23 protein-coding genes and 1 riboswitch are annotated in these 24745 nt (G+C 74.2%); of the genes, 6 read left to right on the plus strand and 17 right to left on the minus strand.

Annotation, left to right across the window (positions count from 1 at the left end; translation table 11 throughout):
• Positions 1 to 4 precede the first annotated feature (4 nt).
• Complete coding sequence (locus J1M40_RS01505) at positions 5 to 781, plus strand: LLM class flavin-dependent oxidoreductase (RefSeq protein WP_119217456.1); 777 nt, start codon at positions 5 to 7, stop codon at positions 779 to 781.
• A complete protein-coding gene (locus J1M40_RS01510; protein WP_119217457.1) occupies positions 778 to 2094 on the plus strand; it encodes an MFS transporter in 1317 nt (438 codons plus the stop codon). The genes J1M40_RS01505 and J1M40_RS01510 overlap by 4 nt, the downstream gene beginning before the upstream one ends.
• Positions 2095 to 2101: 7 nt before the next feature.
• On the opposite strand, the gene J1M40_RS01515 is transcribed toward J1M40_RS01510, so the two are convergent.
• From J1M40_RS01515 to J1M40_RS01525, 3 genes are read right to left on the minus strand one after another with little or no spacing between them, the layout of a single operon-like run.
• On the minus strand, positions 2102 to 2737 hold the full coding sequence (locus J1M40_RS01515; protein WP_119217458.1) for a cation transporter: 636 nt from the start codon (positions 2735 to 2737) through the stop codon (positions 2102 to 2104).
• Positions 2734 to 3870 (minus strand): GNAT family N-acetyltransferase, encoded by a 1137-nt coding sequence (locus tag J1M40_RS01520; RefSeq protein ID WP_119217459.1) that lies wholly within the window; start codon positions 3868 to 3870, stop codon positions 2734 to 2736. Before J1M40_RS01520 ends, J1M40_RS01515 begins: the two co-directional genes overlap by 4 nt.
• The gene (locus tag J1M40_RS01525) at positions 3867 to 5249 is read right to left on the minus strand and encodes a glycine--tRNA ligase (RefSeq protein ID WP_115165255.1); all 1383 of its coding nucleotides are present in this window, start codon (positions 5247 to 5249) and stop codon (positions 3867 to 3869) included. The genes J1M40_RS01520 and J1M40_RS01525 overlap by 4 nt, the downstream gene beginning before the upstream one ends.
• A 141-nt stretch (positions 5250 to 5390) precedes the next feature.
• Here J1M40_RS01525 and J1M40_RS01530 point away from each other — a divergent pair, with 141 nt between their 5' ends.
• Positions 5391 to 5633, plus strand: a complete 243-nt coding sequence (locus J1M40_RS01530; protein ID WP_036317588.1) for an RNA-binding S4 domain-containing protein — start codon at positions 5391 to 5393, stop codon at positions 5631 to 5633.
• 52 nt (positions 5634 to 5685) lie between these two features.
• On the opposite strand, the gene J1M40_RS01535 is transcribed toward J1M40_RS01530, so the two are convergent.
• Entirely contained in the window at positions 5686 to 6378 is a 693-nt protein-coding gene (locus J1M40_RS01535) for an alpha/beta hydrolase (protein ID WP_206450394.1), read from the minus strand.
• Between the two features lie 80 nt (positions 6379 to 6458).
• Between J1M40_RS01535 and J1M40_RS01540 the strand changes: the two genes are divergently transcribed.
• A complete protein-coding gene (locus J1M40_RS01540) occupies positions 6459 to 7352 on the plus strand; it encodes an SGNH/GDSL hydrolase family protein (RefSeq protein ID WP_041103533.1) in 894 nt (297 codons plus the stop codon).
• 75 nt (positions 7353 to 7427) lie between these two features.
• On the opposite strand, the gene J1M40_RS01545 is transcribed toward J1M40_RS01540, so the two are convergent.
• Positions 7428 to 8558 (minus strand): homoserine O-acetyltransferase, encoded by a 1131-nt coding sequence (locus J1M40_RS01545; protein WP_010079225.1) that lies wholly within the window; start codon positions 8556 to 8558, stop codon positions 7428 to 7430.
• A complete protein-coding gene (locus J1M40_RS01550) occupies positions 8555 to 9922 on the minus strand; it encodes a bifunctional o-acetylhomoserine/o-acetylserine sulfhydrylase (protein ID WP_144819139.1) in 1368 nt (455 codons plus the stop codon). The genes J1M40_RS01545 and J1M40_RS01550 overlap by 4 nt, the downstream gene beginning before the upstream one ends.
• A gap of 130 nt (positions 9923 to 10052) precedes the next feature.
• Positions 10053 to 10168, minus strand: a riboswitch (SAM riboswitch).
• A 177-nt stretch (positions 10169 to 10345) separates the two neighbouring features.
• On the opposite strand from J1M40_RS01550, the gene J1M40_RS01555 reads away from it, so the two are divergent.
• Positions 10346 to 10984, plus strand: coding sequence for a VOC family protein (locus tag J1M40_RS01555; protein WP_206450395.1), 639 nt, complete (start codon positions 10346 to 10348; stop codon positions 10982 to 10984).
• Positions 10985 to 11015: 31 nt separating this feature from the next.
• Here the strand turns inward: J1M40_RS01555 and J1M40_RS01560 are convergent, their stop codons facing one another.
• Positions 11016 to 11879: a CPBP family glutamic-type intramembrane protease gene (locus J1M40_RS01560; RefSeq protein ID WP_206450396.1), complete on the minus strand. Its 864-nt coding sequence runs from the start codon at positions 11877 to 11879 to the stop codon at positions 11016 to 11018.
• A 43-nt stretch (positions 11880 to 11922) separates the two neighbouring features.
• Here J1M40_RS01560 and J1M40_RS01565 point away from each other — a divergent pair, with 43 nt between their 5' ends.
• Complete coding sequence (locus tag J1M40_RS01565) at positions 11923 to 12963, plus strand: phosphotransferase family protein (protein ID WP_073115838.1); 1041 nt, start codon at positions 11923 to 11925, stop codon at positions 12961 to 12963.
• A gap of 169 nt (positions 12964 to 13132) precedes the next feature.
• Here J1M40_RS01565 and J1M40_RS01570 read toward each other — a convergent pair whose 3' ends face one another.
• From J1M40_RS01570 to J1M40_RS01615, 10 genes are all read right to left on the minus strand, one after another.
• Positions 13133 to 13909 (minus strand): hypothetical protein, encoded by a 777-nt coding sequence (locus J1M40_RS01570; RefSeq protein WP_144819143.1) that lies wholly within the window; start codon positions 13907 to 13909, stop codon positions 13133 to 13135.
• A gap of 903 nt (positions 13910 to 14812) precedes the next feature.
• Entirely contained in the window at positions 14813 to 16318 is a 1506-nt protein-coding gene (gene gatB, locus J1M40_RS01575; protein ID WP_073115842.1) for an Asp-tRNA(Asn)/Glu-tRNA(Gln) amidotransferase subunit GatB, read from the minus strand.
• Complete coding sequence (gatA, locus tag J1M40_RS01580; protein ID WP_206450397.1) at positions 16315 to 17931, minus strand: Asp-tRNA(Asn)/Glu-tRNA(Gln) amidotransferase subunit GatA; 1617 nt, start codon at positions 17929 to 17931, stop codon at positions 16315 to 16317. The genes gatB and gatA overlap by 4 nt, the downstream gene beginning before the upstream one ends.
• Before the next feature lie 8 nt (positions 17932 to 17939).
• Positions 17940 to 18236 carry an Asp-tRNA(Asn)/Glu-tRNA(Gln) amidotransferase subunit GatC gene (gene gatC / locus J1M40_RS01585; RefSeq protein WP_002854348.1) on the minus strand — a complete coding sequence of 99 codons (297 nt, stop codon included), beginning with the start codon at positions 18234 to 18236 and terminating at the stop codon, positions 17940 to 17942.
• Positions 18237 to 18440: 204 nt separating this feature from the next.
• The gene (locus J1M40_RS01590; RefSeq protein WP_070709921.1) at positions 18441 to 18965 is read right to left on the minus strand and encodes a GNAT family N-acetyltransferase; all 525 of its coding nucleotides are present in this window, start codon (positions 18963 to 18965) and stop codon (positions 18441 to 18443) included.
• Complete coding sequence (locus J1M40_RS01595; protein ID WP_070709919.1) at positions 18962 to 19444, minus strand: hypothetical protein; 483 nt, start codon at positions 19442 to 19444, stop codon at positions 18962 to 18964. Before J1M40_RS01595 ends, J1M40_RS01590 begins: the two co-directional genes overlap by 4 nt.
• Entirely contained in the window at positions 19441 to 20358 is a 918-nt protein-coding gene (locus J1M40_RS01600; protein WP_144859992.1) for an inositol monophosphatase family protein, read from the minus strand. Before J1M40_RS01600 ends, J1M40_RS01595 begins: the two co-directional genes overlap by 4 nt.
• Positions 20355 to 22748, minus strand: a complete 2394-nt coding sequence (ligA, locus tag J1M40_RS01605; RefSeq protein ID WP_161788077.1) for an NAD-dependent DNA ligase LigA — start codon at positions 22746 to 22748, stop codon at positions 20355 to 20357. The genes J1M40_RS01600 and ligA overlap by 4 nt, the downstream gene beginning before the upstream one ends.
• Before the next feature lie 40 nt (positions 22749 to 22788).
• On the minus strand, positions 22789 to 23547 hold the full coding sequence (locus J1M40_RS01610; RefSeq protein WP_102708163.1) for a PP2C family serine/threonine-protein phosphatase: 759 nt from the start codon (positions 23545 to 23547) through the stop codon (positions 22789 to 22791).
• A gap of 11 nt (positions 23548 to 23558) precedes the next feature.
• Positions 23559 to 24698, minus strand: a complete 1140-nt coding sequence (locus J1M40_RS01615) for an adenylate/guanylate cyclase domain-containing protein (protein WP_206450398.1) — start codon at positions 24696 to 24698, stop codon at positions 23559 to 23561.
• Positions 24699 to 24745 lie beyond the last annotated feature (47 nt).

Raw genomic sequence — 24745 nt, forward strand, 5'->3', positions numbered from 1 at the left:
CGACATGCGGTATGAGAACCCCCTGTACATGGCCGAGGCCGCGGCCACCACGGACCTCATCTCCGGCGGCCGGCTCGAGCTCGGCGTCTCCCGCGGCTCACCCGAGGCCGCCCTCGACGGCCAGGCGCAGTTCGGCTACGCCCTCGACGAGGGGCAGACCTGGGCCGACGTGACCCGAGAGCGCGGACGCCGGTTCCTCTCGGCCGTGCGCGGCGAGGGCATCGCGACGCCGGACCTCACCTCCGGCTGGGCGCACAGCTCGCAGCCGCTGCGGATCGAGCCGCACTCCCCCGGGCTCGCGGACCGCATCTGGTGGGGGTCCGGCTCCGTGGGCTCGGTGGCCGGCGCCGCCACGGACGGCTACAACATGCTCTCCTCCACCCTGCTCCTGCAGGACGACGGCCGCCCCTTCCACGTCCAGCAGGCCGACCAGATCGCGCGCTACCGGGAGGCCTTCGCCGCGGCCGGCCACGCCGGTCCGGGCCGCACGGCGGTCACGCGCTCCGCGTTCGTCATCCAGGACCGGGAGGACGAGCTGTACTTCGGCCGGGAGCGGGCCTCGCGCGACTCCTCCGGCATGCTCGAGGGCGGCGCCGCCCGCTCCGGCCCGACCTATGCCGGGTCCGCCGAGGAGGTCGCGGAGAAGCTCGCCGCCGACGACGCCGTCGCCGCCGCCGACTGGGTCCTGTTCGCCAACCCCAACCAGCTCGGGGTCGAGTACAACGCGAAGATCTTCGCCGGCTGGGCGGAGGTCTGGCGCCTGCTCGGCTGGGATGCATGAGCGAGGCCCCGCCTCACCTCCCGGCCGCCGACGACGGCGTCGCCCGAGCCCGTCGCGCGCGCTGGGCCGTCACCGCCGCCTTCGCGACGAACGGCGCCCTGCTCGGCGCGCTCATCCCGCACTACCCGGAGGCCAAGGCCGCGTTCGGCCTGGACCCGGCCGCGTTCGGCCTGCTCGTCATCGCGCTCGCCGTGGGCGGCACGCTCGCCGGGCCCCTGCCCGCGCCGATCCTGCGCCGGTTCGGCGCCCGCCGCGTCATGCTCGCCGGCAGCGTGGCCATCGCCCTGCTCACGACGGCGGCCGGTCTCGTCCTCGACGTCGCCGGGGCGGGCGCGGGGGCCGGGCACGGTGCGGGCACGGCCGCGGCCTGGCTGCTGTGGGTCTTCGCGGGCCTCGTCCTGGCCTCGGGGGTGCTCGACGCCGTCGTGGACACCGCCCAGAACGCGCAGGGCCTGCAGGTGCAGACCCGGCTGGCCCGGCCCGTGCTCACGACCATGCACGCCGGCTGGAGTCTCGGGGCGGCGGCCGGTGCCGGGCTCGGTGCGGTGGTCATCACCGTGGGCGGCCCCGCGGCCCTGCACCTGGGGCTCAACGGCGGCGCGTGCGTCGCGGTGCTGCTGGGGGTCCGGCGCATGTTCCTGGCGGAGGCGCCCGCGGACTCGGCGTCCGCCCGCGGCGCCGCGGAGAAGTCACCCGCGCCGTCGGAGACGTCCACGCCGCCTGCACCGCCCGCACCGGCCCTGCCCCGCCGCGCCGCCGTGGCCGCGCTCCTCCCCGCCGTGGTGATCGGGATGGCCGGCTTCGGCGTGGAGGAGTTCGGCAACGCGTGGGCCACCCTGTTCCTGATCACCGAGCGCGGCCTGGACCCCGCCGCGGCGGTGCTCGGCGCGTCGACGCTGCTGGGTGCGCAGTTCGTCGGACGCCTCGCGGGCGACCGCACCCTCGCCGCCCTGGGACGCCGCGGGGCGCTGACGGCGGGGCTGGGCGCCGTCGTCGTGGGGCTGGGGCTGGCCCTGGCGCCGCTGCCCGAGCCGGTGGCCGTGCCCGCCGCGTTCGCGGGGCTGATGCTGGCGGGGCTCGGCTGCGCCGTGGTGGTGCCCGTGGCCTATGCGCTCGGCGACGAGGCGCCCGGGCTCCGGCCGCAGACCGGGCTGGCGGTGACGAGCTGGTGCATGCGGCTGGCCGGGGTCGGGCTCAGCCCGGCGGTCGGGGCACTGGCCGGCGCCGTCGGTCTGGCACCGGCGCTGACGGTGTTCCTGGGCCTGGCCGCCGTCGGGGCGGTGCTCGCCGCCCGGCTGCCCGCCGCCCCGTAGGAACCGCTCAGTCGTCGTCGACCTCGCCGGCGAGGGCCTGGGCCGCCAGGTGCTCCTCGGTCGCAGCCTCCCAGATCTCCTTGGCGGCGGAGCCGTTGAGCAGCACGAGAAGCACGCCCACGATGATGTCCGCCCAGCCCGACGCCGTCAGCACCGTGATCCCGGACAGGGCGATCAGCACGACGCCGGCCACGAGGTCGTTGCGCGCCGCGAGCCACGCCGCCCGGGTGAGGGAGCCGCCGTCGGTGCGGACGCGGGCCAGCAGGGCCACGCACACGAGGTTCACGAGGATCGAGCCGACGGCCACCCCGAGCAGCACGCCCGCGGCGGGCGGCTCGGGGTCGCCGACCTTCGTGGCCGCCATGACGAGCGCCGCCACGGCCGGTAGCACGATGATCCCGGCCATGACCTTGCCGATGACCGCCTGCCGGGCCGCCGTCCACCCGAGCGCCACGAAGATCAGCAGGTTGACGGCGAAGTCCTCGAAGAAGTCGACGGAGTCCGCCACGAGGGCCACCGAGCCGATCCCCACCGCCAGGATGATCTCGACCACCAGGTAGGCGCCGTTGAGCAGGGCCACCGCCAGGACGGTGCCCCGCAGGGTGCGGGTGCGCCGGCGGTCCGCTACGGCCGCCCGGTTCACGCGCCCGGCGCGTCGTCCACGAACACGTACGTGTCCACCAGGGTCCGCGCGGCGTTGCCGCCGATGAGCCCGTCCACGATCCGCTCCAGCGGGGCCATGGCCTCGTCCACCTCGATCTGCACGGGGTACTGGGCCACGAGCAGGGCGAGCAGGTCGGCCACGGCCTGCAGCGCGTCCGTCTCCCCCAGCTCCGGATCCCAGCCCACGAGCACGTCGGCCGGCGCGTCCTGACGCTCCGGGGTGTAGGACACCGCGAACGCGCGGATGCGCCCGCCCTCGGTCTTCGGCGCGTCGCGGAGCACGGCGGCGCCCGCGGCCCCGGTGGCCGGGCCCAGCAGCAGCTGCTGGGCGGCCCCGACGCTCAGGGTCGACGGGTCCCAGGCGTGCACGGCGTCGTAGAACGCGGTGACCGCCTGCGTCAGCTCGACGGAGCCGGTCGAGGCTTCCTCGAGGACCACGCCGTCCGGGTGCTCCTCGCCGCGCACGTCCGGCAGGCCGATGGCCCCCGGGGCGATCGCGACGCGGCGGGAGCGCTGCACGGGGGTGAAGCCCTCGGCCACGAGGAACGCCTCGGTGCCGGCGGCCAGTGCGGCGGTCTGGGAGCGCACGGCGTCCGTGTCCACGGGCGGGCGGCCGGTCGCACCGTCGGCCTCGGTCTGCGGGTCGGCGCCGGTCACGCCGGGCACCAGGGCGTCCTTGGCGAACCGGGCCTTCAGGGCCGTCGTCGGGATGGCGCCGGCGGCGTGCGCCTCCGCGGCGAGCCCCCGCAGGGCCGCCACGAGCGCCCGGCCGATGCCCCGGCGCCGCTCGGCGGCCGCGGTCTCGACGTACAGCCACAGCCGCCGCGGGTGCACGGACGAGGCATAGACGACGCCGGCCGCCACCGGCACGCCGGCGTCCTCGGCCACGAGCGCGCGGCGCCAGGGCCGTTCCGCGTCCTCGGCGAGCATCGCCCGGTCCTGGTGCTGCTGCGCGTTGGCCGGGTCACCCCACACCTCGAGCAGGGCCAGGTCGTCCCCGGGCCGCCAGGGACGCAGCACGATCTCCCCGCCGACGACCGCGGCGGAGTCGAACAGCGCGCCGCCGTCGTCGTGCCCCGCGGCCCCGGCCGCTCCCGTCACGTCCCCGCTCACTTGACCAGGCGCTCCAGCAGGTAGGACTTCACCTGGGACAGCGCCACGCGCTCCTGGGCCATGGTGTCCCGCTCGCGGATGGTCACGGCCTGGTCCTCGAGGGTGTCGAAGTCCACGGTGATGCAGAACGGGGTGCCGATCTCGTCCTGGCGGCGGTAGCGACGGCCGATCGCGCCGGAGTCGTCCGTCTCGATGTTCCAGAGGGTCCGCAGCTCCGCCGCGAGGGACTGGGTGGCCGGCTGCAGCTCGGGCTTCTTCGACAGCGGGAGCACGGCGGCCTTGACCGGGGCCAGGCGCGGGTCCAGCTTGAGCACGGTGCGCACGTCCACCCCGCCCTTGGCGTTCGGGGCCTCGTCCTCGGCATAGGCGTCCACGAGGAACGCCATCATGGCGCGGGTCAGGCCGAAGGACGGCTCGATCACGTACGGGGTGTAGTGCTCGTTGTTGGCCTGGTCGAAGTACTGCATCTTGGTGCCCGAGTGCTCGGTGTGCCGGCCCAGGTCGTAGTCGGTGCGGTTCGCGATGCCCATCAGCTCGCCCCAGCCGTCGCCGCCGGTGAAGCCGAAGTCGTACTCGAGGTCGATCGTGGCGTCCGAGTAGTGCGCCCGCTCGTCCGCGGGGACGTCGAACTTGCGCAGGTGCGCGGGATCGATGCCGAGGTCGATGAACCAGTCCCAGCAGTCCTCGACCCAGCGGTCGAAGTGCTGGCCCGCCTCGGCCGGCGGCACGAAGTACTCGATCTCCATCTGCTCGAACTCACGGGTGCGGAAGATGAAGTTGCCCGGGGTGATCTCGTTGCGGAACGCCTTGCCGATCTGGCCGATGCCGAACGGCGGCTTCTTTCGGGCCGCGCCCAGCACGTTGAGGAAGTTCACGAAGATGCCCTGCGCCGTCTCCGGGCGCATGTAGTGCAGGCCCTCCTCGTTGTCCACGGGGCCGAGGTAGGTCTTGACCAGGCCCGAGAACAGCTGCGGCTCGGTCCAGGCGCCCTGGGTGCCGCAGTCCGGGCACACGATCTCGGCCATGCCCTCGGCCGGCCGGCCCTTCTTGGCCTCGAACGCCTCGAGCAGGTGGTCCTGGCGGTGGCGCCTGTGGCACTGGGTGCACTCCACGAGCGGGTCGGTGAAGGTCTCGACGTGGCCGGAGGCCTCCCACACCGCGCGCGGCAGGATGATGGAGGAGTCCAGGCCCACCATGTCCTCACGGGAGCGCACGAAAGTCTTCCACCACTCGGCCTTGATGTTCTCCTTCAGCTCCACACCCAGGGGCCCGTAGTCCCACGCGGAGCGCGAACCGCCGTAGATCTCACCGGCCTGGAACACGAAGCCTCGACGCTTGGCGAGGTTGATGACGTTGTCCAGCGGGGACTTGGCAGCCATGGGGGCATCACTTCCGTACTCATCGGCGGGGCGGGAGGGGATCACGACGACGACGGCACCCGGCCGCCTCCGACGCGGCGGGCCCGTTCCGGCGCGGCGCGCCGGTCGATCCCGTCCAGCCTACCGGCCATGATGGACACCATGACCGAGACGAACGCACCCGACGCCCAGCCCCTGCCCATCCGTGATGAGTCCATCCGCCTCGGCCAGGCGCTCAAGCTCGCCTCCCTCGTGGAGGACGGGGCCATGGCCCGCGACGTCGTCACCGACGGGCTCGTCACCGTCAACGGCGCGGTGGAGACGCGCCGCGGCGCCCAGCTGCACGACGGGGACGTCGTGGAGTTCGCCGGCGAGGCGTTCGTCGTCCAGGCCGGGCAGGCCTGAGCCGACGCCGCGGCGGGCGGCCGCGGCGCCGTCGTCGAGCAGGCCCGGTGCGTCAGCCGCGGGGCGGCACCATGTGTGCGAGGTACTCCTTCACGTGGCCCAGCTCCTGCTCGTTGATCGCGTGGCCGAGCCCGGCGTAGACGATCTTCATGAGGTCCACGTGGGCGTTCAGCCAGGCATGGGTCTCCTCGACCCGGGGCTCGGAGATGATCGGGTCCTCCTGGCCGCGGCCCCAGAAGACCTTCGGTCGGACGCGGGCGACGTCGTCGTCGCGGGTGAACAGCTCGCGCAGCCGCGGCTCGGTGAGCTCCGGGTCCACCACGAAGCCGGACAGCGCCACGGTGCACGCGTAGGCCTCCGGGTCCAGGCGCAGCAGCGACGTGGCCATGGCCATGCCCTGTGAGAAGCCGAGCAGGGAGACGGTGCGGAAGTCCCCGCGCACGGCCTGCACCCAGGCGTGCAGGGCCTTGACGGCCTCGCGGACCGGCTCGGCGGTGGAGCCCAGCTCCCCCGTGACCGGGTCCTGGGAGAGCGGGAACCAGGCGTGGGAGCCCGGCTGCAGGGGCAGGGGCGCGCGCACGGCGGCCACCGTGACGTGCTCGGGCAGGTGCGGGACGAGGCCGAACAGGTCGTCCTCGTTCGCGCCGTAGCCGTGCAGGACGATCAGCAGGTCCTCGGTGCGCTCGCCCTCGGGGCGGGACCAGCGGACGACGGGCTCGACGGCGGGGGTGGGGTTCGCGTTCACGTCCGCCAGCCTAGCGAGCGGCACGGTCGGCCCCTCCCGGAGGTTGACCCCTCCCGCGCGACGTGGGCAGAATCCTACCCGTGGGTAACCCATCCTCCTCCCAGCCTCCGCACGCCTCCGACGCGACCCCGGTCGACGACCCCGCCGCCCATCCGTGGCGCCGCTACGTCGCCATCGGGGACTCGTTCTCCGAGGGCATCGGCGACCCGGACCCGGACCGTCCCGGCTACCACCGCGGCTGGGCCGACCGCCTGGCCGAGGAGCTCTCCCGCCTGACGCCGCCCGGCGAGGACCTGGCCTACGCCAACCTGGCGGTCCGCGGGAAGCTGCTGGACCAGATCGCCGAGGACCAGGTGGAGCCGGCGCTCGCCCTGCGGCCGGACCTCATCAGCGTCTGCGCGGGCGGCAACGACATCCTGCGCGGCGCGGACCCGGACGAGATCGCGGTCCGGTTGGACGCCGTCGTCGAGCGTCTGGCCTCCGACGGCGCCACCGTGCTGCTGTTCAACGCGACCGACGTGAAGGGCACGCCCGTCATCGGCCGCATCCGCGGCACCGTGGCGATCTACAACGAGAACGTGCGCACCATCGCGCTGCGGCACGACGCGCTGGTGCCGGACATGTGGTCGCTCAAGGACCTCGCCCGGCGGGAGATGTGGGCCGAGGACCGCCTGCACTTCTCTGCGCTCGGCCACCACACGATCGCCGCGATGGTGCTGGACACCCTCGGCGTGGAGCACGGCCTCGAGCACCTGCGCCTCTCCCCGCCGGCGCCGCGCACGTGGCGCGCGGCCCGCGCGTCGGACGCCGCATGGGTGCGCACGCACCTGGCGCCGTGGGTGGTCCGCCGCCTCCGCGGCGTCTCCTCCGGCGACGGCGTCACGGCCAAGCGCCCCGTCCCCGAGCCGCTCTTCGGCGCGCCGATGCCGCAGGGCTCGGACCACACCGAGCCGCTGGACATCGTCGAGCCCTGAGCCCGGCCGGCGGGGACCGGTGGCCGTTTCCCGAACGACAGTGCCGCGACACGCCGCCGTTTCCCGAACGAAAGTTCAGAGGGCGAGGGTGCGCTTCAGCGTGTCGGCCACCTGGCCGTATTCGGTGAGGAACCCGTCGTGGCCGATGGGCGAGGCGATCGTGTGCACCGGCGGCCGCGCGGGCAGCGCCGCCGCGAGCGCCTCGGACTCGGCCGGCAGGTAGAGCCGGTCCGAGTCGACGGCGGCCACGAACGCCCGGCCCCGGTAGTCCGCGAGCGCCGCCGCCACGCCGCCGCGCCCGCGCCCGACGTCGTGGCCCATGAGGGCCTCGGTGACCACGAGGTAGGAGTTCGCGTCGAACCGGTCGGTGAGCTTGGCCGCCTGGTGGTCCAGGTAGGACTCCACGGCGTAGCGCCCGCGCCCGCCCGGCACCCCGACGACGGCGCCGAACGGGTCCTCGACGCCCTGCGGTTCCCGGCCGAACCGCTGGCCGAGCTCGCCCGCCGTGCGGTAGGTGGTGTGGGCGATGCGCCGGGCGATGCCCAGGCCGGCCACGGGGCCGGGGCCGGGGTAGTAGTCGCCGCCCTGGAAGTCCGGGTCGAGGCGGATGGCCGCGGTCTGCGCCTGGCCCCACGCGATCTGGTCGGCGGAGGAGGCCGCGGTGGCGGCCAGCACGCCCACCCCGGCGACGCGCGCGGGGTGGGTCGCGGCCCACTCGAGGGCGCGGGCCCCGCCCATCGATCCGCCGATCACGGCACGCCAGGCGCCGATCCCGAGGTGGTCGGCCAGGCGCCGCTCGGCCTCGACCGCGTCCCGCAGCGTGAGGAACGGGAACCGGGAGCCCCAGGGCCGCCCGTCGGGCGCGGGCGTCGAGGGCCCGGTGGAGCCGTGGCAGCCGCCGATCATGGCGGGGGCGACCACGAACCACCGGTCCGTGTCCACGGCGCGGCCCGGGCCGACGAGGGCGTCCCACCAGCCCGGCGTCGGGTCCTCCTCGTGCGCGGCCACGTGCGCGTCGCCGGTGAGGGCGTGCAGCACGAGCACGGCGTTGGAGCCGTCGGCGGCGAGGGTGCCCCAGGTCTCGTAGGTCAGCTCGACGTCGGGCAGCAGCCCGCCGGTCTCGGTGCGCAGCTCGCCGACCCGCAGACGGTGGCGGCCGCCGCGGGGCAGCGCGGTGCGCGACGGACGCGTGGCGACGGCGGTCATGCCCGCTCCCCCGCGTCGTCGTCGCCGCGGCGAGCGGCGGCCGCGAAGCCGCGCTCGAGGTCGGCGAGGATGTCCTCGATGTCCTCCACGCCGAGCGAGAGCCGCACCAGGCCGGGGGTGACGCCGGCGGCGCGCTGCTCGTCGTCGGTGAGCTGGGAGTGGGTGGTCGAGGCCGGGTGCACCACGAGCGAGCGGACGTCGCCGATGTTGGCCACGTGGTGGTGCAGGGTGAGCCCGTCCACGAACGCGGCCCCGGCCTCGCGGCCGCCCGCGATCTCGAAGGAGACGAACGCGCCCGCGCCCTTCGGCAGGTAGCGCTGGGCGCGCTCGTGCCACGGGCTGGACTCCAGGCCGGCGTAGACCACGTGCTCGACGTCGTCGCGGCCCTCGAGCCAGCGCGCGACGGCGGCCGCGTTGGCCACCTGCCGCTCCATGCGCAGGGACAGGGTCTCCAGGCCGAGGTTCACCAGGAACGCGTTGAACGGGGAGATGGCCGAGCCGTAGTCGCGCAGCAGTTGCACGCGCGCCTTGAGGATGAAGGCCAGGTTGGCGCCGAGCGGCGAGCCCACCCCGAGGTCCCGCGCGTAGACGAGGCCGTGGTACGACTCGTCCGGCTCGTTGAAGCCGGGGTACCGCTCGGCGTGCTGCGCGTAGTCGAACGTGCCGGCGTCGACGATCACGCCCGCGATGGCCGCGGCGTGCCCGCCGAGGTACTTCGTGGCGGAGTGGGTGACGACGTCGGCGCCGTGCTCGATCGGTCGCAGCAGGTACGGGGTGGCCAGCGTGTTGTCGACGATCAGCGGCACGCCGGCCTCGTGGGCGGTGTCGGCGACGGCGCGCACGTCCAGGACGTCGCCGCGCGGGTTGCCGAGGGTCTCGCCGAAGAACGCCTTGGTGTTCGGCCGGACGGCGGCGCGCCAGGACTCGATGTCGTCCGGGTCGGTCACGAACGTCGTCTCGACGCCGACCTTGGCGAGGGTGTGCTTGAACAGGTTCTGCGTGCCGCCGTAGAGGCTGGCCGAGGCGACCACGTGGTCGCCGGCGCCGGCGAGGTTGAGGATCGCGAACGTCGTCGCCGCCTGACCGGAGGCCAGCAGCAGCGCGCCCACACCGCCCTCGAGCGCGGCGATCTTCTCCTCCACCGGGCCCTGCGTCGGGTTGCCGATGCGGGTGTAGAGCGGGTCGAGGTCCTTGAGCGCGAACCGGTCCGCGGCCACCTGGGCGGACGGGAAGTCGTACGAGGTGGTCTGGAAGATCGGCAGGGCGGTCGCACCGAAGGCGTGCTGGCCGACGGCGACGCCCGCGTGGACCTGCGCGGTGGAGAAGCCCCAGGCGTCGGGGGTCGGGGTGGTCTGGTCGGTCATGGCGGACCCTCCTGAGGGGTTCAGGGGCCGGACCCGGCCGCCCCGCCCGCCGGCCGACGTGCCGATCCGCGGACCGGCGTCGTCGAGGTGCCGGAGATGACCCGGCGCCGTCGAGAGGGGCCGTGGGATCGGCCCGCGCTTGCCGGCGTCCGTTGTGGGGCCGGCCTGGTCGTCACCCGGGGCACCCCACCGCGGAAGGAGGGTTGCCGGTCAGCATGCCGGGGCCTGTTGCTGACTCTCGTGACCGTGCCTCCGAGTGTAGCCCGCCGCCCCGCCACGATTTCGTCACGCGTGTCACACGCGGATACGCTCTCCGCACGGGGCGCCCGACCCGTCAAGGGCTCGACGCCCCCCGACTCGCACCAGGTCAATCCCCGGGGCAGCCCGGGAACGGAGAGGAACAGCGCAGTGCACACCTGTCGCATGGACCACGTGTCCTACGCCGCCGGCCCCGAGGGCCTGGACGCCACGGTCGCCCGCATCGCCGAGACGCTGGGCATCGAGCGCATCAAGGGCGGTGTCCACCCCCGTTTCGGCACCCAGAACGCGCTCTTCCCCATGACGGAGGGGCAGTATCTGGAGGTCGTCGAGGCCCTGGACCACCCGGCCTCCCTCAGCGCGCCGTTCGGCCAGCTCGTGCGCGCCCGCACCGAGCAGGGCGGGGGCTGGATGAGCTGGGCCGTGGCCACCCCGGACATCGGCCGGTTCGAGCGCCGCCTCGGCCGCGAGGCCGTCCCCGGCAACCGTCGCTTCCCGGACGGCCGCGAGCTGTCCTGGCGGCAGATCGGCATCAAGGGCACCCTCGCGGACCCGCAGCTGCCGTACATCCTGCGCTGGGCCGACGGTCAGGAGGACATGCACCCCTCGCAGGCGGCCGAGGCGCAGGCCTCGATCGAGCGGCTGAGCATCGCCGGCTCCCCGGAGCGCCTGCTCGAGTGGCTGGGCGAGGAGGGCGAGGAGTCCGCGGTCGCGGACGTCAACGTGGAGTACGTGGCGCCGTCGGGCACCCCCGGCATCGTCTCGGTGACCTTCCAGACCCCGCGGGGCGACGTCACCCTCTGACCCGCCCCGCCGCCGCCGTGGGGGCGGTGACTCAGCCGAGCAGGCCCGCCCGGGCCAGCAGCGGATAGCCCACGAACCCGACGGCGTCGAGCAGGAAGTGCGCCACCACCAGCGGCATCACCCGGCGCACCCGCAGGAACACGAGCACGAACACCACGCCCATCAGCGCGTTGCCCACGCCCGGCCCGACCCCCTGGTACAGGTGGTAGGCCCCGCGCAGCAGCGCGAGGGCGAGCACGACGGCGGCCACGCGGGTCGGCAGGAACAGGCCCTCGGCGCTCGCCCACGACGACGGCACGGCCGGCGCCGGATCGCGGTGCAGGCCCGCGGCCCTCAGCCGCTGCAGGTAGCCGAGCCGGTCGACCAGCCAGGCCCCCACGATGACCTCCTCGAGCAGGGAGTGGCGCACGGCCGAGAGCAGCAGGACCGGGACCTGGTACCAGCTCTCGTCCATCGCGTTGGCGACGATCGCCGTCGTGATCCCGAGGGCCCGGCCGGCGGCGTAGACGCCGAGGGTGCCGAGCCCGATCACCGCGAACAGGCCCGCGCCCCAGGCCAGGTCCCGGCCGGGGCGGCGCAGGTCGAGGCCGAGGGTCCGGAACGGGTTCCGGCCGCGCAGCCACGTCAGGTGCAGCACCAGCAGCACGGGGACGAGGGCGAAGCCGATGTCCAGCAGCTGGTAGGTCAGGTCGAAGCCCCACCGCGGGCTGAGCGCGGGGTTCAGCACCGTGGTCTGCTCCCCCAGCGGGGCACGGGTGGCCTTGTCGATCAGCTGCACCACCGCGTAGACCGCGGAGCGGCCGAGGGAGAGCCCGAGCACGATCGCGATCTCCCAGCGGACCGTCCGGGCGGACGGGGCGGGCAGGTCGGAACGGAGGTCGGGGCGGCCGATCATGCGGGCCAGTATCCCCCGCGCGCCCGGACGCTAGCGTGGGGACATGACCTCCTCCCCCGTCGCGTCCGAGCTCGAGCTGGCGGCCGAGGCCCTGACCCGGCTGCTCCCGGACGTGCCCGCCGCGCTCGCGGACCGGCTGCGCGCCGCCGCGTGGTCGGCCGGGCACGTGGTGGAGTCCGGCCAGTTCCACCGCGTGCTGGTGCTCGACGGCCTGGCCGTGCTGCGCATGGCCCGGGTCAGCGAGGCCGGCGCCCCGGTCGGCGCGGCCTGGGCGCCCGAGGACTCCCCCGCCGCCCACCTGCCGCGCCGCGTGGGGCTGGTGACGGCCCTCGCGGACGCGGGCCTGCCCTTCGCGGTGCCGCGTCCGCTGTCGGCGGTGCTCCGCCGGGACGACGACGCCGGCCGCCCCCTCGCCGCGGCCGTCCTCCAGGCGTTCGTGCCGGGGCAGCCGCACCCGCCCCACGAGGGCGACCCGACCGTCCTGCGGGGAATCGTGGACGCCCTCGACACCGTGGACGTGACCGACCCGGCCGTCGCGGCGGGACTCGGCCCGGCGTTCGCGTTCCGGGGTCCGTGGACCGCGGAGCGCGTGGCGCGCGTGGGGCGGCTGGGCGCGTCCCTGCCGACAGAGCACGCCGGAGCGCTACCGGCGGACTGGGCCGGCCTCGTCGCGAGGATCGCGGGGGCGGTGACGGCGTGGGCCGCCGCGCCCCCGGACGGGCCCGCGCTGGTGCACGGGGACCTGGCCGGGCACAACATGCACTGGGTGCCCGCCCCGGACGGGGACGACGTGCGGTGGGAGCTCTCCGGGATCCTGGACTGGGACCTCGCCCACGCCGGCGACGGAGCCCGCAACGTGGCCTACCTGGGGATCTGGCACGGCGAGGAGCGGATCGAGGACATCGCCCGCACGCCCGCGGAGGCCCGCCGGGCCCGCGTGTGGCTGGGCGCCGCCGGCCTGGACTCCCTCGACGACGCCGCAGCCCGCCAGGAGCTCACCGGCCGCGCCCCCCGCTGGGGGCGGCTGCTGCGCAAGGTGGTGCCGCGCATCGAGCGGGCGTCCTGCGCCCTCGCGGGGCGCTGATAGGCCGCCCGTCAGTCTGCACGTCCCGCTCAGGACCCTCTCTCCGACGACCATGCCGTCGTTGCGCCTCCGGGGGCAGGCGACTGAGACGGCCCGACCACCAGGGTGTCCTGCAGCCTCCGGGGACACGGCGATCCGACGAAGTCCGGAGCGACGGGCGCCGCCGGGCTCAGTTGATCGCGATCCATCCGCCGGTGGACGGGGAGTTGGAGACCACCAGACCGGTGTACCCGTTGGCCGTGGTGAAGGTGCCGTAGCTGCCGGCGGTGCGGCCGAGGGCCGCGGCGGTGCCCCCGGAGTAGTAGTTGGAGAGGTAGTAGGCGGTATCCACAGCGCAGTAGCTCGTGTTGACCGCCCAGCTGCCGGTGAGGGCGGTGCCCGCCCAGCTGGTGGGACGGGTTCCTGAGGCGGTCCGATCCTGTGTCGTGGACTGAGAGCGGTTGCCGAGCCAGGTGAACGTGAACACGTCGTAGGTCTGCGTGATGCCGTCGGGGCTCGTCAGAGTGGCCGTGCGGCGGGTCGGCGCGCTCCAGTTGGCACCGGTGCCGTTGGTGAAGGTGAACGGCTGCGCAACGTTCGCGACCATCCCACTGGGGTACGCGACTACGAGCTGCACGGGGTTGGCCAGTGTGGCCGTGGTCCGCGGCGAGAGGCCGGATCCGTCGGTGCGGGGCATCTCCACGATGGAGAACCCCAGGGGCGAGGTCCCGATGGGCACCTGGTTGGACAGCGAGAGGCTGGAGAGCCGCAACCCGGAGCGACCGTACGTGGTGTTCCTGCAGCCGACGCCGTTGTTGACCAGGGAGGTGTAGATCGACCCACGGAATCGATAGGCCAGCGTCTGCGAGGGGCTGACGGCGAAGGCGGGGGCGGCAGCGGCGGCGGCGATGGCCGGGGCGGTCCACGCCAGCCCCTGCGCGACGCGACGACGAGTCAACTGGGTCATGAGGGTGCTCCTGGGGTGAGAGTCGAGGTGACGGCAGAGGTGAGAGTCGAGGTGACGGCAGAGGTGAGAGTCGAGGTGACGGCAGAGGTGAGAGTCGAGGTGGCGGCAGAGGCGTGTGTCGCACCCTCGGGTCCACTTTGTTCCGGATCTCAGTTTTGCCACCTCAAACTTTACCTCAAGTAATCACCGCACATGACGTTCCGATGGCGGGGAGGGGGAGCACTGCGGCCCCTCGCAGCGTTCGCACAGCAGAACGGGGCGGACCGTCGGATTCGACGCCCCGCCCCGTTGCCTGTTCCCGTCATGCCGGTACGGTCACGGCCCCACTGCGGAGCCGCTACCACCCTCTTCGCGCGAGAGGCACGACACGATGTACACCGGGTACCAGCACCCGTTGAGGCAGGTCCACTGGGAGGCCGACTCGATCCGCTCGTCCTCACACTGCTGGTGGGTCGTGGACTCCACCAGTGCGATCCACGGTACAGGCGGTACGAGTAGGTGTAACGGACTCGCACGGGCTCGCCGCCGTACATGCCGGTGCCCACGTACTCGCGGCGGTAGTAGTCGTAGGTGACCCGGGTGATCACGAGCTGGCGGTACGTGGTGGAGCCGGTGGCCGCCGAGGCGGCGGGGGCGATCAGCGCGGCGCCGACGGCGCCGAGGCCGGCTCCCAGCAGAGTGCGTCGACATGTCATGGGAGGGACCCCTTCTCTCGGATGGAAGCTACACTTCGGAGGCGCGCCGCCCACCCTGTGCCGTCAGGGGGCCGGGAGAGGACGACCTGTCAGAAGTGTGGCCATCATCTACTACACGGTCGCCGGACACCAGGGGTCTCACATCCTCCTGGGCGATCAAGTGGCGACCGCCCGTCGCGCGCCGCGCGTGAGCCCATCGGTCGGCTGCTCAGCCCACCCCGACCCGCTCCAGCACGATCTCCCGCACCCGGCCGGCGTCGGCTTGGCCGCGCGTCGCCTTCATGACCGGGCCGATCAGCGCGCCGACCGCCTGCAGCTTGCCGCCCTGGATCTTGGCGACGACGTCCGGGTTCTCCGCGATCGCGGCGTCGACGGCCTCGGTGAGCGCGCCGTCGTCGGACACCACGGCCAGGCCCTTCGCCGCGACGACCTCCTTCGGGGCGCCCTCGCCGTCGGCCACCAGACCGAGCACCTGCTTGGCGATCTTGTCGTTGATCGTCTTCGCGGCGATCAGCTCCTCGACCTCCACCACGTGCGCCGGGGTGATCCCCAGCTCGGCGACGGCGACCTCGCGGACGTTCGCCAGGCGGGCGATCTCGCCCATCCACCACTTGCGGGCGGCCGCCGCGGAGGCGCCGGCCTCCACGGTCGCGACGATCTCGTCCAGGACGCCGGCGTTGACGACGTCGCGGAACTCCTCGTCCGAGAAGCCCCACTCGGCCTTGAGCCGCTTGTTCCGCACGGCCGGCAGCTCGGGCATGGCCGCGCGCACGCGCTCGACCCACGCGGCGTCCACGTGCACGGGCACGAGGTCCGGCTCGGGGAAGTACCGGTAGTCGTCCGCGTCCGACTTCGGGCGGCCCGAGGTGGTGCTGCGGGTGTCCTCGTGCCAGTGGCGGGTCTCCTGCGTCACGGTGCCGCCCGCGGCCAGCACCGCGGCCTGGCGCTGGATCTCGTGGGTGACCGCGTGCTGCACGGCGCGCGTGGAGTTCACGTTCTTCGTCTCGGTGCGGGTGCCGAACTCGGTGGCGCCCTTGGGCATCAGCGAGACGTTCGCGTCGCAGCGGACGTTGCCGCGCTCCATCCGCGCGTCGGAGATGTCGATGGCCTGCACGATGTCCCGGATCGCGGTGACGTAGGCGCGGGCCAGCTCGGGGGCCCGCGCACCGGCGCCGACGATCGGCTTGGTGACGATCTCGATGAGCGGCACGCCCGCACGGTTGTAGTCGACGAGGGACGCGGAGGCGCCCTGGATCCGCCCGGAGCCGCCCACGTGGGTGAGCTTGCCGGCGTCGTCCTCGAGGTGCGCGCGCTCGATCTCCACGCGGAAGACCTCGCCGTCCTCCAACTCGACGTCCAGGTGGCCGTCGAAGACGATCGGCTCGTCGTACTGGGAGGTCTGGAAGTTCTTCGGCGTGTCCGGGTAGAAGTAGTTCTTCCGCGCGAACCGGCAGGTCTCGGCGACCTGCGCGTCCAGGGCCACGCCCAGGCGGATCGCGTACTCCACGACCTTGCGGTTGAGCACCGGCAGGGTGCCCGGCAGGCCGAGGTCGAGCGGGGTCACGTTCGTGTTCGGCTCGTCGCCGAACGCGTTGGGCGCCGAGGAGAAGATCTTCGTGGCGGTGTTCAGCTCCACGTGCACCTCGAAGCCCAGCACGGGGTCGAAGCGCTCCATCGCCTCCGCGAAGTCCATGGTCTGCTCTGCGTGGCTCATGCCCGGCCTCCTGCCGTGGTCGCGGTGGTGGCGCGCTGCGCGCCCTTCTCCAGCTCGGGGGCCTCGGCCCACACCGGCCCGCCCCGGCGCTGGGCCACGAGGCGTTCGAGCGCGGCGCCGGCCTCGTACAGGCGCGCGTCCTCGCGCGCCGGTGCCATCAGCTGCAGGCCGTAGGGCAGCCCGTCGACGACGCCACCCGGCACGGACATGCCCGGGATGCCGGCGAGGTTGGCCGGGATGGTTGCGAGGTCGTTGACGTACATGGTCATCGGGTCGTCCGTCTTCGCGCCCAGCTCGAACGCCGGGGTCGGCGCGGTGGGCGTGAGGATGACGTCCACCTGCTCGAAGGCGCGGGCGAAGTCCTCCTGCACGAGCGTGCGGACCTTCTGCGCGGAGCCGTAGTAGGCGTCGTAGTAGCCGGCGGACAGCGCATAGGTGCCCAGGATGATGCGCCGCTTGACCTCGGCGCCGAAGCCGGCGGCGCGGGTGGCGCCCATGACCTGCTCGATCGTGCCGCCGCCGTCGGGCACCACGCGGTGGCCGTAGCGGACGCCGTCGAAGCGGGCCAGGTTGGAGGAGGCCTCCGAGGGCATGATCAGGTAGTACGCGCCGAGGGCGGCGTCGAAGCTGGGGCAGGAGACCTCCACGATCTCCGCGCCGGCCTCCCGCAGGGCGGCGACGTGCTCGTCGAAGCCGGCCCGGATGCCCGGGTGGAACGCGTCCGCCGGCAGGTCCGTCACGACGCCGACGCGCAGCCCCGCCAGGTCGCGGCCGCGGGCCGCGGCGGTCAGGTCCGCCGGCGCGTCGGCCAGGGACGTGGAGTCCTGCGGGTCGTGGCCGCCGATGACCTGCTGCAGCGCCGCGGCGTCGGCCACGGTGCGGGCGGCGGGGCCGATCTGGTCCAGCGAGGAGGCCATGGCGATGAGGCCGTAGCGCGAGACGGCGCCATAGGTGGGCTTCACGCCGACCGTGCCGGTGAACGCGGCGGGCTCACGCACGGAGCCGCCGGTGTCCGAGCCGAGGGCGAAGGGGGCCAGGAACGCGGCCACGGCGGCCGCCGAGCCGCCGCCCGAGCCGCCGGGCACGCGGTCCCCGTCCCACGGGTTGCGGGTGATGCCGAACGCAGAGTGCTCGGTGGAGCCGCCCATGGCGAACTCGTCGAGGTTGGTCTTGCCGAGGATCGGCAGGCGGGCCTCGCGGAGGCGGGCCACCACCGTGGCGTCGTACGGGCTGAGCCAGCCCTCGAGCATGCGGGAGGCGGCCGTGGTCGGCTGGCCGCGCGTGACGATGTTGTCCTTCACGGCCACGGGCACGCCGGCCAGCGGGTGCAGGGCGTCGGCCTCGGGGCCGCCGGCGGCGCGGATCGCGTCCACCTCGGCGGCGACGGCGAGGGCCTCGTCCGTGTTCACGTGGAGGTAGGCGCGCACGCCGCGGTCGCCGGCGGCGTCGGCGCGCACGTCGCCGTCGTGGGCGGCGATGCGGTCCAGGTGGGCCTGGACGAGCTCCACGGAGGTGGTGGTGCCGGCGCGCAGGCGCTCGGCCATCTGCAGCGCGGTGAGCCGGACGAGCTCGTCGGCGCCGAGGGTCGCGTTCACGTCGAACGTCTCGGTCATGGGGGTGATCACTCTCCGTCCAGGATGGCGGGGACCTTGAACTGGCCGTCCTCGGAGTCCGGCGCCTGGTCGAGGGCCTCCTCCTGCGTGAGCATGCCGGCCGGCACGTCCTCGCGGAACACGTTCTCCAACGCGATGGGGTGGGACGTCGGCGTCACGTCGTCGCCCGCGGCGGCCTGGACCGCGGAGACGTGCTCCAGGATCTTCTCCAGGTCGCCGGACATCGTGTCCAGCTCCTCGTCGGTCATCCGGATGTGGGCCAGGCGAGCCAGATGCTCCACCTGATCCCGGGTGATCTCAGGCATGGATCTCCTCGTGTGACGGGTCGGGGCGGGGTGGACGACGCCGGCGCGGCGGCGGCCACATCGGAATCGAGTCTAGTGCCGGGGCCTGCCCGGCCGCCGCCACCGCTTCGAGGCGGGAGATCCACCCCACCGCGGCGCTCCGGGCCCGCATGACAGGGATTTCCCGCCCCGAATGGGGTCCCGGTGCCGATGTCCCGCCCGGGGTCAGTCCAGCGCGAGCCGGTAGACGAGGAACGGGCCGGTCTCGTCGGCCGGGTCGAGGTCCGGCACCACGTCCGCGAGGAACCAGTCCCGCTCCGGGACGCGCACGAAGCCGGCGCGCTCGTACATCCGGTGGGCGTCGGTCATGGAGGGCATGGTGGTCAGCACGACGGCGTCCACGCCCTTCTCGGCGCGGGCCCGCGCCACGATCTCGGCCAGCAGGGCGCCGCCCACCCCGCGGCGGTGGAACCGCGGGTGCACGGCGAGCATGCGGAACTCGTACTCCCCGTCGCCGGAGGTCTCGGCCAGGGGCGAGCCGGGCGGGGTGAGCACCACTGACCCGGCCACCTCGCCGTCGACCTCGGCCACGAGCACCTCCGCGCGGCCGGCCCGGTCGGCCACGTCCATGAGGGTCTTCACGTAGGCGTCGTCGGGGGCGATGTGGCCGCCGTCGACATAGGACGCCAGGGTGAGCTCGGCGACCGCCTCGTGGTCCTCGGGGCGCAGCGGGCGGACGAGGGCGCTCATGCGTCGCCTCCGGCGTGCTGGCGCAGCGTGTCCTTCAGGCGGGCGCGGGTCGCGTCCGTGGCCACGACGTAGTCGCGCCGGCGCAGCCAGGCGGTGGGCACGGCCTGGTGGGGGTGGCCGTCGCGCGCCTCGTGCAGCCCTTCGAGGAACGTCGCGGCCGCCGGCTCCTGCCAGATGTTCACCCAGTAGGCGCGCTCCCGCTCCTGCGCCGTCAGTTCCGTGACCAGCCGCCTCGTGAACGAACAGCCCGGCCGCCAGAACACGACGACGCCGCCGCGCTCGACGTGCGCCTGCGCGCCGGCGAACGGCCGCGAGCGGACCCGGACCGCCCACCGGTACGTGACCGCGTAGCCGGCCAGGACGAGCCCGGCCACGATCATGCCGACCTGCTGCAGGCGCGTCCCCGCGATCATGAACGTCAGTCCGCCGGCCACGAACAGGACCGGGTAGAACCACGGGTCTCCGACGATCCGCCTCATGCCCTCTCCCCCGTCACGGCGGCCAGGGCGGCCGCGTCCACGTCGCCGGCCACCATCCAGTCGGGATGTGCCGTGCCGTCCGCCGAGGCGGGCCGCGTCACCGCGACGCCGGCCTCCTCCGCCACCAACGCGCCGGCGGCCCAGTCGTACTCCTGCGTGCCGAACTCGGCGTACGCGTCCAGGGTGCCGTCGGCGACCATGCACAGGTCCAGCGCCGCCGAGCCGATCCGTCGCACGTCCCCGAACGCGGGCAGCAGGGCCGCGAGCGCCCGCACCTGCAGGGCCCGGCGGGCGGGGTCGTAGCCGAAGCCGGTGGCGAGCAGTCGCCCCGAGCGTCCGGGCAGGGGACCGGTGAGCCGCACGGGGGCGGCATCGCGGTCGGGCAGGTCCACGCCCGCCGTCGTCGCGTCCGCGGTGCTGAAGGCGCCCCGGCCCGCGCTCGCGAACCAGGTGCGCCCCAGCGCGGGTGCCGCCACGACGCCGGCCAGCCAGCGTTCGGTGCCCTCGGCCACCCCCAGCAGATCGGCGGTCTCGGCGTCCACCGGGCCGGTGACGGCCACCGAGGTGCAGAACTGCGGCAGGCCGCGCACGAAGTTGGTGGTGCCGTCCAGCGGGTCGATGGACCAGCGGTACCCGGACGGCTCGGCCGGGAGGGTGGCGCCGTACTCCTCGCCGGTGATCTCGTCCGAGGGACGGTAGCCGGCGATGACCTCCCGGACGGCCTGCTCGGCGCGGCGGTCGTAGTCGGTGACCCAGTCGGAGCCGGAGGACTTCGTCTCCGCGCCGATCTCCTCGATGCCCAGCGGGACGGCCGGATGGTGACCGGTCCAGCGCCGGGCCAGGACGTCCGCGCCGGCGCGCGCGGCGGCCTTGGCGACCACGAGCAGGCCCGGGACCGTGGTGCGCGCGCTCATGCCGAGGCCTCCCCATCTGCGGCGCCGTCGGTGGCGTCGTCCGTGTCCGCCGGGCGCACCGCGTCCGGGCCGCCGGCCAGCAGCGCCGTGAACCCGGCCTCGTCCAGCACGGGCACACCGAGGGACTGCGCCTTGTCCAGCTTGGAGCCGGCGGCCTCGCCGGCCACCAGGAAGTCGGTCTTCTTGGACACGGACCCGGAGGCCTTGCCGCCGCGCACGAGGATCGCCTCCTTCGCGGAGTCGCGGGAGAAGCCCTCGAGCGAGCCGGTGACCACCACGGTCAGGCCCTCGAGCGTGCGCGGGGTGGACTCGTCCTGCTCGTCCTCCATGACCACGCCCGCCGCGGCCCACCGGTCCACGATCTCCCGGTGCCAGTCCTCGGCGAACCACTCGATGAGCGCATCCGCGATGATCGGGCCGACGCCGTCGATCTCGGCCAGCCGGTCCCGGTCGCCGGCCTCGGCCGCCGCGCGCAGCGCCGCCATCGAGCCGAACGCCGTGGCCAGCGAGCGGGCCGCCGTCGGGCCCACGTGCCGGATGGACAGCGCCACGAGGGTGCGCCACAGCGGCTGGGACTTGGCCTTCTCGAGCTCGTCGAACAGGCGCAGCGTGTTGGCCGTGGGCGCGGACGGCCTCTTCGCGGTGCCGGCGGTGAAGAAGTACGGCTTGAGCGTGAACACGCCCGAGGGCACCATGCGGCCGTCCACCTTCGTGCGGCCCTCGCGCCACACGCGCACCGCGCCGAGGGAGCGCTGCAGGTCCGTCAGTCCGTCCTCGCCGCGCGGGCCCGTGATCTCCTCCGGCGTGCCGGAGGCGAGGTCGAAGATCTGCGCCTCCGCCGTGATGGGGCCCGGGCCCTCGGGCCGCACGTGTCCCTCGTGCTCGGCCGGGTCCTCGCCGGGGCCCTGGACGAGCCAGCGGGCGGCCTCCTCGCCGAGCGCCTCCACGTCGAACGCGCCGCGGCTGGCCAGGTGCTCGACGCGGCCGGCCAGCTGGGCCGGGCAGGAGCGGGCGTTGGGGCAGCGCAGGTCCACGTCCCCCTCCTTGGCCGGGGCCAGCGGCGTGCCGCACGAGGGGCAGTGCGCGGGCATGACGAACTCGCGCAGCTCCCGGCCCGCCTCGATCGCCTTCTCGCGCAGCGGCAGCACGGGGCCCACGACCTCGGGGATCACGTCCCCGGCCTTGCGCACCACCACGGTGTCCCCGATCAGCACGCCCTTGGCCTTGACCACGTCCTGGTTGTGCAGGGTGGCCAGAGAGACGGTGGACCCGGCCACGGTGACCGGCTCCAACACCGCGAACGGGGTCACCCGACCGGTGCGGCCCACCGAGACCGCGATGTCCCGCAGCAGCGTGTGCACCTCCTCCGGCGGGTACTTGTACGCCGCCGCCCAGCGGGGCACGCGGGAGGTGTGGCCGAGGTAGCGCTGGTCCGCGAACGCGTCCGCCTTCACCACGATGCCGTCGATCTCGTGGATCAGCTCGTGCCGGCGCCGGCCGTACTCCTCGATCACCGCGACGACGGCGGCCAACGCCTCCTCGTCCGCACCCTCCACCACGCGGGTGTAGGGGCTCACGGGCAGGCCCCAGCCCGCGAGCGCGTCGTACACCTCGTGCTGGGACTCCAGTCCGAACGCCTCGACCGAGCCGATGCCGTGCACGAACATGGCCAGCGGGCGCTGCGCGGTGACGGCCGGGTCCTTCTGACGCAGGGCGCCGGCGGCGGCGTTGCGCGGGTTCGCGAACGGCGTCTGACCCTCCTCGGCACGACGCGCGTTGAGCTCGGCGAAGGCGGCGGAGGACATGAACACCTCGCCGCGCACCTCGAACTCGGCGGGCCAGCCCTCGCCGGAGAGCTCGTGCGGGATGTCCCCGATGGTGCGCACGTTGGCGGTGACGTCCTCGCCCGTGACGCCGTCGCCGCGGGTGGCGGCCTGCACGAGCCGCCCGTCCCGGTAGCGCAGGGCGACGGCGAGCCCGTCGATCTTCACCTCCACGAGCCAGCGGGGCGCCACGCCCGGTCGCACCTGCGTCAGGGCCTGCGCCGCGCGGCGGAACCAGACCTCGAGCTCCTCGATGGAGAACAGGTCCTCGAGCGAGTACATGCGGGCCCCGTGCCGGACGGGGGCGAACGCCTCCGAGACCTCGCCGCCGACCTCCTGGGTGGGCGAGTCGTTGGCCACGAGCTCGGGGTGCAGGGCCTCGAGGTCCTCGAGGCGGCGGTACAGCGCGTCGTACTCGGCGTCCGAGATCTCCGGGGCGTCCCGCTGGTAGTAGGCGGTCCGGGCGGCGCGGACCCGCTCCACGAGGTCCTCGTACTCCTCCCGCAGGTCCGCGGCGGGGATGTCCTGCGGATCGGGCTGGGCGGCGGATTCCTTGGGGGTGCTCACCCGGCCCAGCGTAGTCGGCGTCCCGGACGGCGCACCCGGGTCAGGGGATGCGCACGAGCACCGCCGTGACGTTGTCCCGGCCGCCGCGCCACAGGGCGGCGCCGATGAGCTTCTCGAGGGCGTCCTCGAGGGTGTCGGCGTCGTCGATCAGCGCGCGGATCTCCTCGTCCAGCAGCTCGCCGGTCAGGCCGTCGCTGCACAGCAGGACGAGGTCCCCGGAGGCGAGGGGGACCTCGGCCACGTCCACCGTGAGCGCCTCGCGCGAGCCGAGCGCGCGGGTGATGACGTTGCGGCGCGGGTGGACGCGGGCTTCGGCGGGGGTGAGCTCCCCCGCGTCGACGAGCATCTGCACCGCCGAGTGGTCCACCGTGAGCTGCTGGAGCACCGGCGAGCCGACGGGCCGCAGGTACACCCGGGAGTCGCCGACGTTCGCCACGGCCCAGCGGCCGCGCTCCGTGTCCAGGCAGGCCAGGACGGTCAGGGTGGTGCCGGAGCGCCCCAGCCCGGCCTCGACGACGGCGGCGTCCGCCTCGTGGATCAGGTGGCCGAGCTCCTGGGGCGTGTGGGCCGTGCCCGGGGCGAGCACCTCGGGGGCGCGGCGGCGCAGGGTCTCGATCGCGGCGGCCGAGGCCACCTCGCCGGCCTCGTGCCCGCCCATGCCGTCGGCCACGGCGGCGAGCACCAGCGGCTCCCCGACGAGGGTCCACGCGTCCTCGTTCAGGTCGCGGACGGCGCCCACGTGGGTGGCGCCGGCGGCCTGGGGCCGCGGCGCGGACGGGGTCTCGGGGCGGGGGTCCACGGGGTCCTCGATCAGTCGGCGAGCAGGGTCTGGGCCGACCCGTCCATGAGCAGGGAGGGGCGGACCTCTCCGAACCCGCGGACGATCCTGGGCGGCTGCGGGACGAGCACGAAGCGCTCGTCCCGGGACAGGGCCGCAGCGGTCATGGCGTCCACGAGCACGGTACCCGGATCGGCCAGGGACGTCAGCCGCGCGGCGAGGTTCACGGTGGGCCCGTAGATGTCCCCCATGCGGGAGAGCACCCGTCCCCATGTCAGGGCGACGCGCGCCGAGGGCAGCTCCTCGTCCGCGGCGATGGTCTCGGCCAGGGAGAGCGCGATCGCGGCGCCGGCCTCGGGGGTCTCGGCGTTGAACATGACCTCGTCGCCGATGGTCTTCACGAGCCAGCCGCCGCCGGCCGAGATGGTCTCCGCGGCGAGGGACTCGAAGCGCAGCACCATGCGGGCCAGCGTCCGGTCGTCCATGGTCCGGGAGAGCGTCGTGTAGGAGACCATGTCCGCGAAGCCGACGGCGCGGGCCAGCGGCAGCGGCGCATCCGACTCGGAGCCGTCGCGGCCCTGGGCGCTGGCCGCCAGCCCGGCCTCCACGCGCACGGTCAGGCGCTGGACGGCGCGGTTGAGCTGGCGCCGATAGACGATCCGCATGGCCTTCTCGAGCGGTCCGACCATGTCCGGGAGCATGTCGACGACGGCCCGCCGTGCCTCCGGGTCCGTCAGGCCCTCGGAGGCGATCTTGTCCTCCACGAGCGCCTCGATCTGCCACACCACCATGCGGTCCGTCATCTGCCCGATCGAGCGGGCCAGCGAGATGGCGGTGTCCTCGTTCAGCGTCCCCGAGCGTACGAGCGTGAGCACGGACTCGAACGCCTCGATGTCCGCCTCGGTGAAGGCCTTGTGCCCCTCCGGCGACGTCGGATAGCCCAGCGCACGCCAGATCTTCCGGGCGGAGGCCATCGAGACGCCGAGGCGCTGCGCCACCTCCCGTGAGGTGTAGGCGCGCGGGCCCACCACCAGGCCGGCGTCGAGCGTGCGCATCGCGCTCGTCCAGCCGGCGGGCTGGGCGGAGCGCTCCTCGACGTCGCGGGCGGTCTCGTCCTCAGCCGACGGGACGATCGGCAGCGGTGCGGTGTCCGGTGTCTCCGGACGGCTCATCGGAGGTCTCCTGTCGGGACGGGGGCGGGCCAGGTTGGGGTGCGGGC

It is taken from the genome of Micrococcus sp. KRD026 (assembly GCF_017168445.1).
Taxonomy (GTDB): Bacteria; Actinomycetota; Actinomycetes; order Actinomycetales; family Micrococcaceae; genus Micrococcus; species Micrococcus luteus.

Excerpts from the sequence above, each read along its gene's own strand:
- J1M40_RS01505 (WP_119217456.1), top strand. The coding sequence starts at position 5 with ATGCGGTATGAGAACCCCCTGTACATGGCCGAGGCCGCGGCCACCACG.
- J1M40_RS01550 (WP_144819139.1), bottom strand. The coding sequence starts at position 9,922 with ATGACCGACCAGACCACCCCGACCCCCGACGCCTGGGGCTTCTCCACC.
- gatC (WP_002854348.1), bottom strand. The coding sequence starts at position 18,236 with ATGCCTGAGATCACCCGGGATCAGGTGGAGCATCTGGCTCGCCTGGCC.
- J1M40_RS01565 (WP_073115838.1), top strand. The coding sequence starts at position 11,923 with ATGACCTCCTCCCCCGTCGCGTCCGAGCTCGAGCTGGCGGCCGAGGCC.
- J1M40_RS01530 (WP_036317588.1), top strand. The coding sequence starts at position 5,391 with ATGACCGAGACGAACGCACCCGACGCCCAGCCCCTGCCCATCCGTGAT.
- J1M40_RS01510 (WP_119217457.1), top strand. The coding sequence starts at position 778 with ATGAGCGAGGCCCCGCCTCACCTCCCGGCCGCCGACGACGGCGTCGCC.
- J1M40_RS01570 (WP_144819143.1), bottom strand. The coding sequence starts at position 13,909 with ATGACCCAGTTGACTCGTCGTCGCGTCGCGCAGGGGCTGGCGTGGACC.
- J1M40_RS01615 (WP_206450398.1), bottom strand. The coding sequence starts at position 24,698 with ATGAGCCGTCCGGAGACACCGGACACCGCACCGCTGCCGATCGTCCCG.
- J1M40_RS01600 (WP_144859992.1), bottom strand. The coding sequence starts at position 20,358 with ATGAGCGCGCGCACCACGGTCCCGGGCCTGCTCGTGGTCGCCAAGGCC.
- gatA (WP_206450397.1), bottom strand. The coding sequence starts at position 17,931 with ATGACCGAGACGTTCGACGTGAACGCGACCCTCGGCGCCGACGAGCTC.
- J1M40_RS01560 (WP_206450396.1), bottom strand. The coding sequence starts at position 11,879 with ATGATCGGCCGCCCCGACCTCCGTTCCGACCTGCCCGCCCCGTCCGCC.
- gatB (WP_073115842.1), bottom strand. The coding sequence starts at position 16,318 with ATGAGCCACGCAGAGCAGACCATGGACTTCGCGGAGGCGATGGAGCGC.
- J1M40_RS01555 (WP_206450395.1), top strand. The coding sequence starts at position 10,346 with ATGGACCACGTGTCCTACGCCGCCGGCCCCGAGGGCCTGGACGCCACG.
- J1M40_RS01595 (WP_070709919.1), bottom strand. The coding sequence starts at position 19,444 with ATGAGGCGGATCGTCGGAGACCCGTGGTTCTACCCGGTCCTGTTCGTG.
- J1M40_RS01590 (WP_070709921.1), bottom strand. The coding sequence starts at position 18,965 with ATGAGCGCCCTCGTCCGCCCGCTGCGCCCCGAGGACCACGAGGCGGTC.
- J1M40_RS01545 (WP_010079225.1), bottom strand. The coding sequence starts at position 8,558 with ATGACCGCCGTCGCCACGCGTCCGTCGCGCACCGCGCTGCCCCGCGGC.
- J1M40_RS01525 (WP_115165255.1), bottom strand. The coding sequence starts at position 5,249 with ATGGCTGCCAAGTCCCCGCTGGACAACGTCATCAACCTCGCCAAGCGT.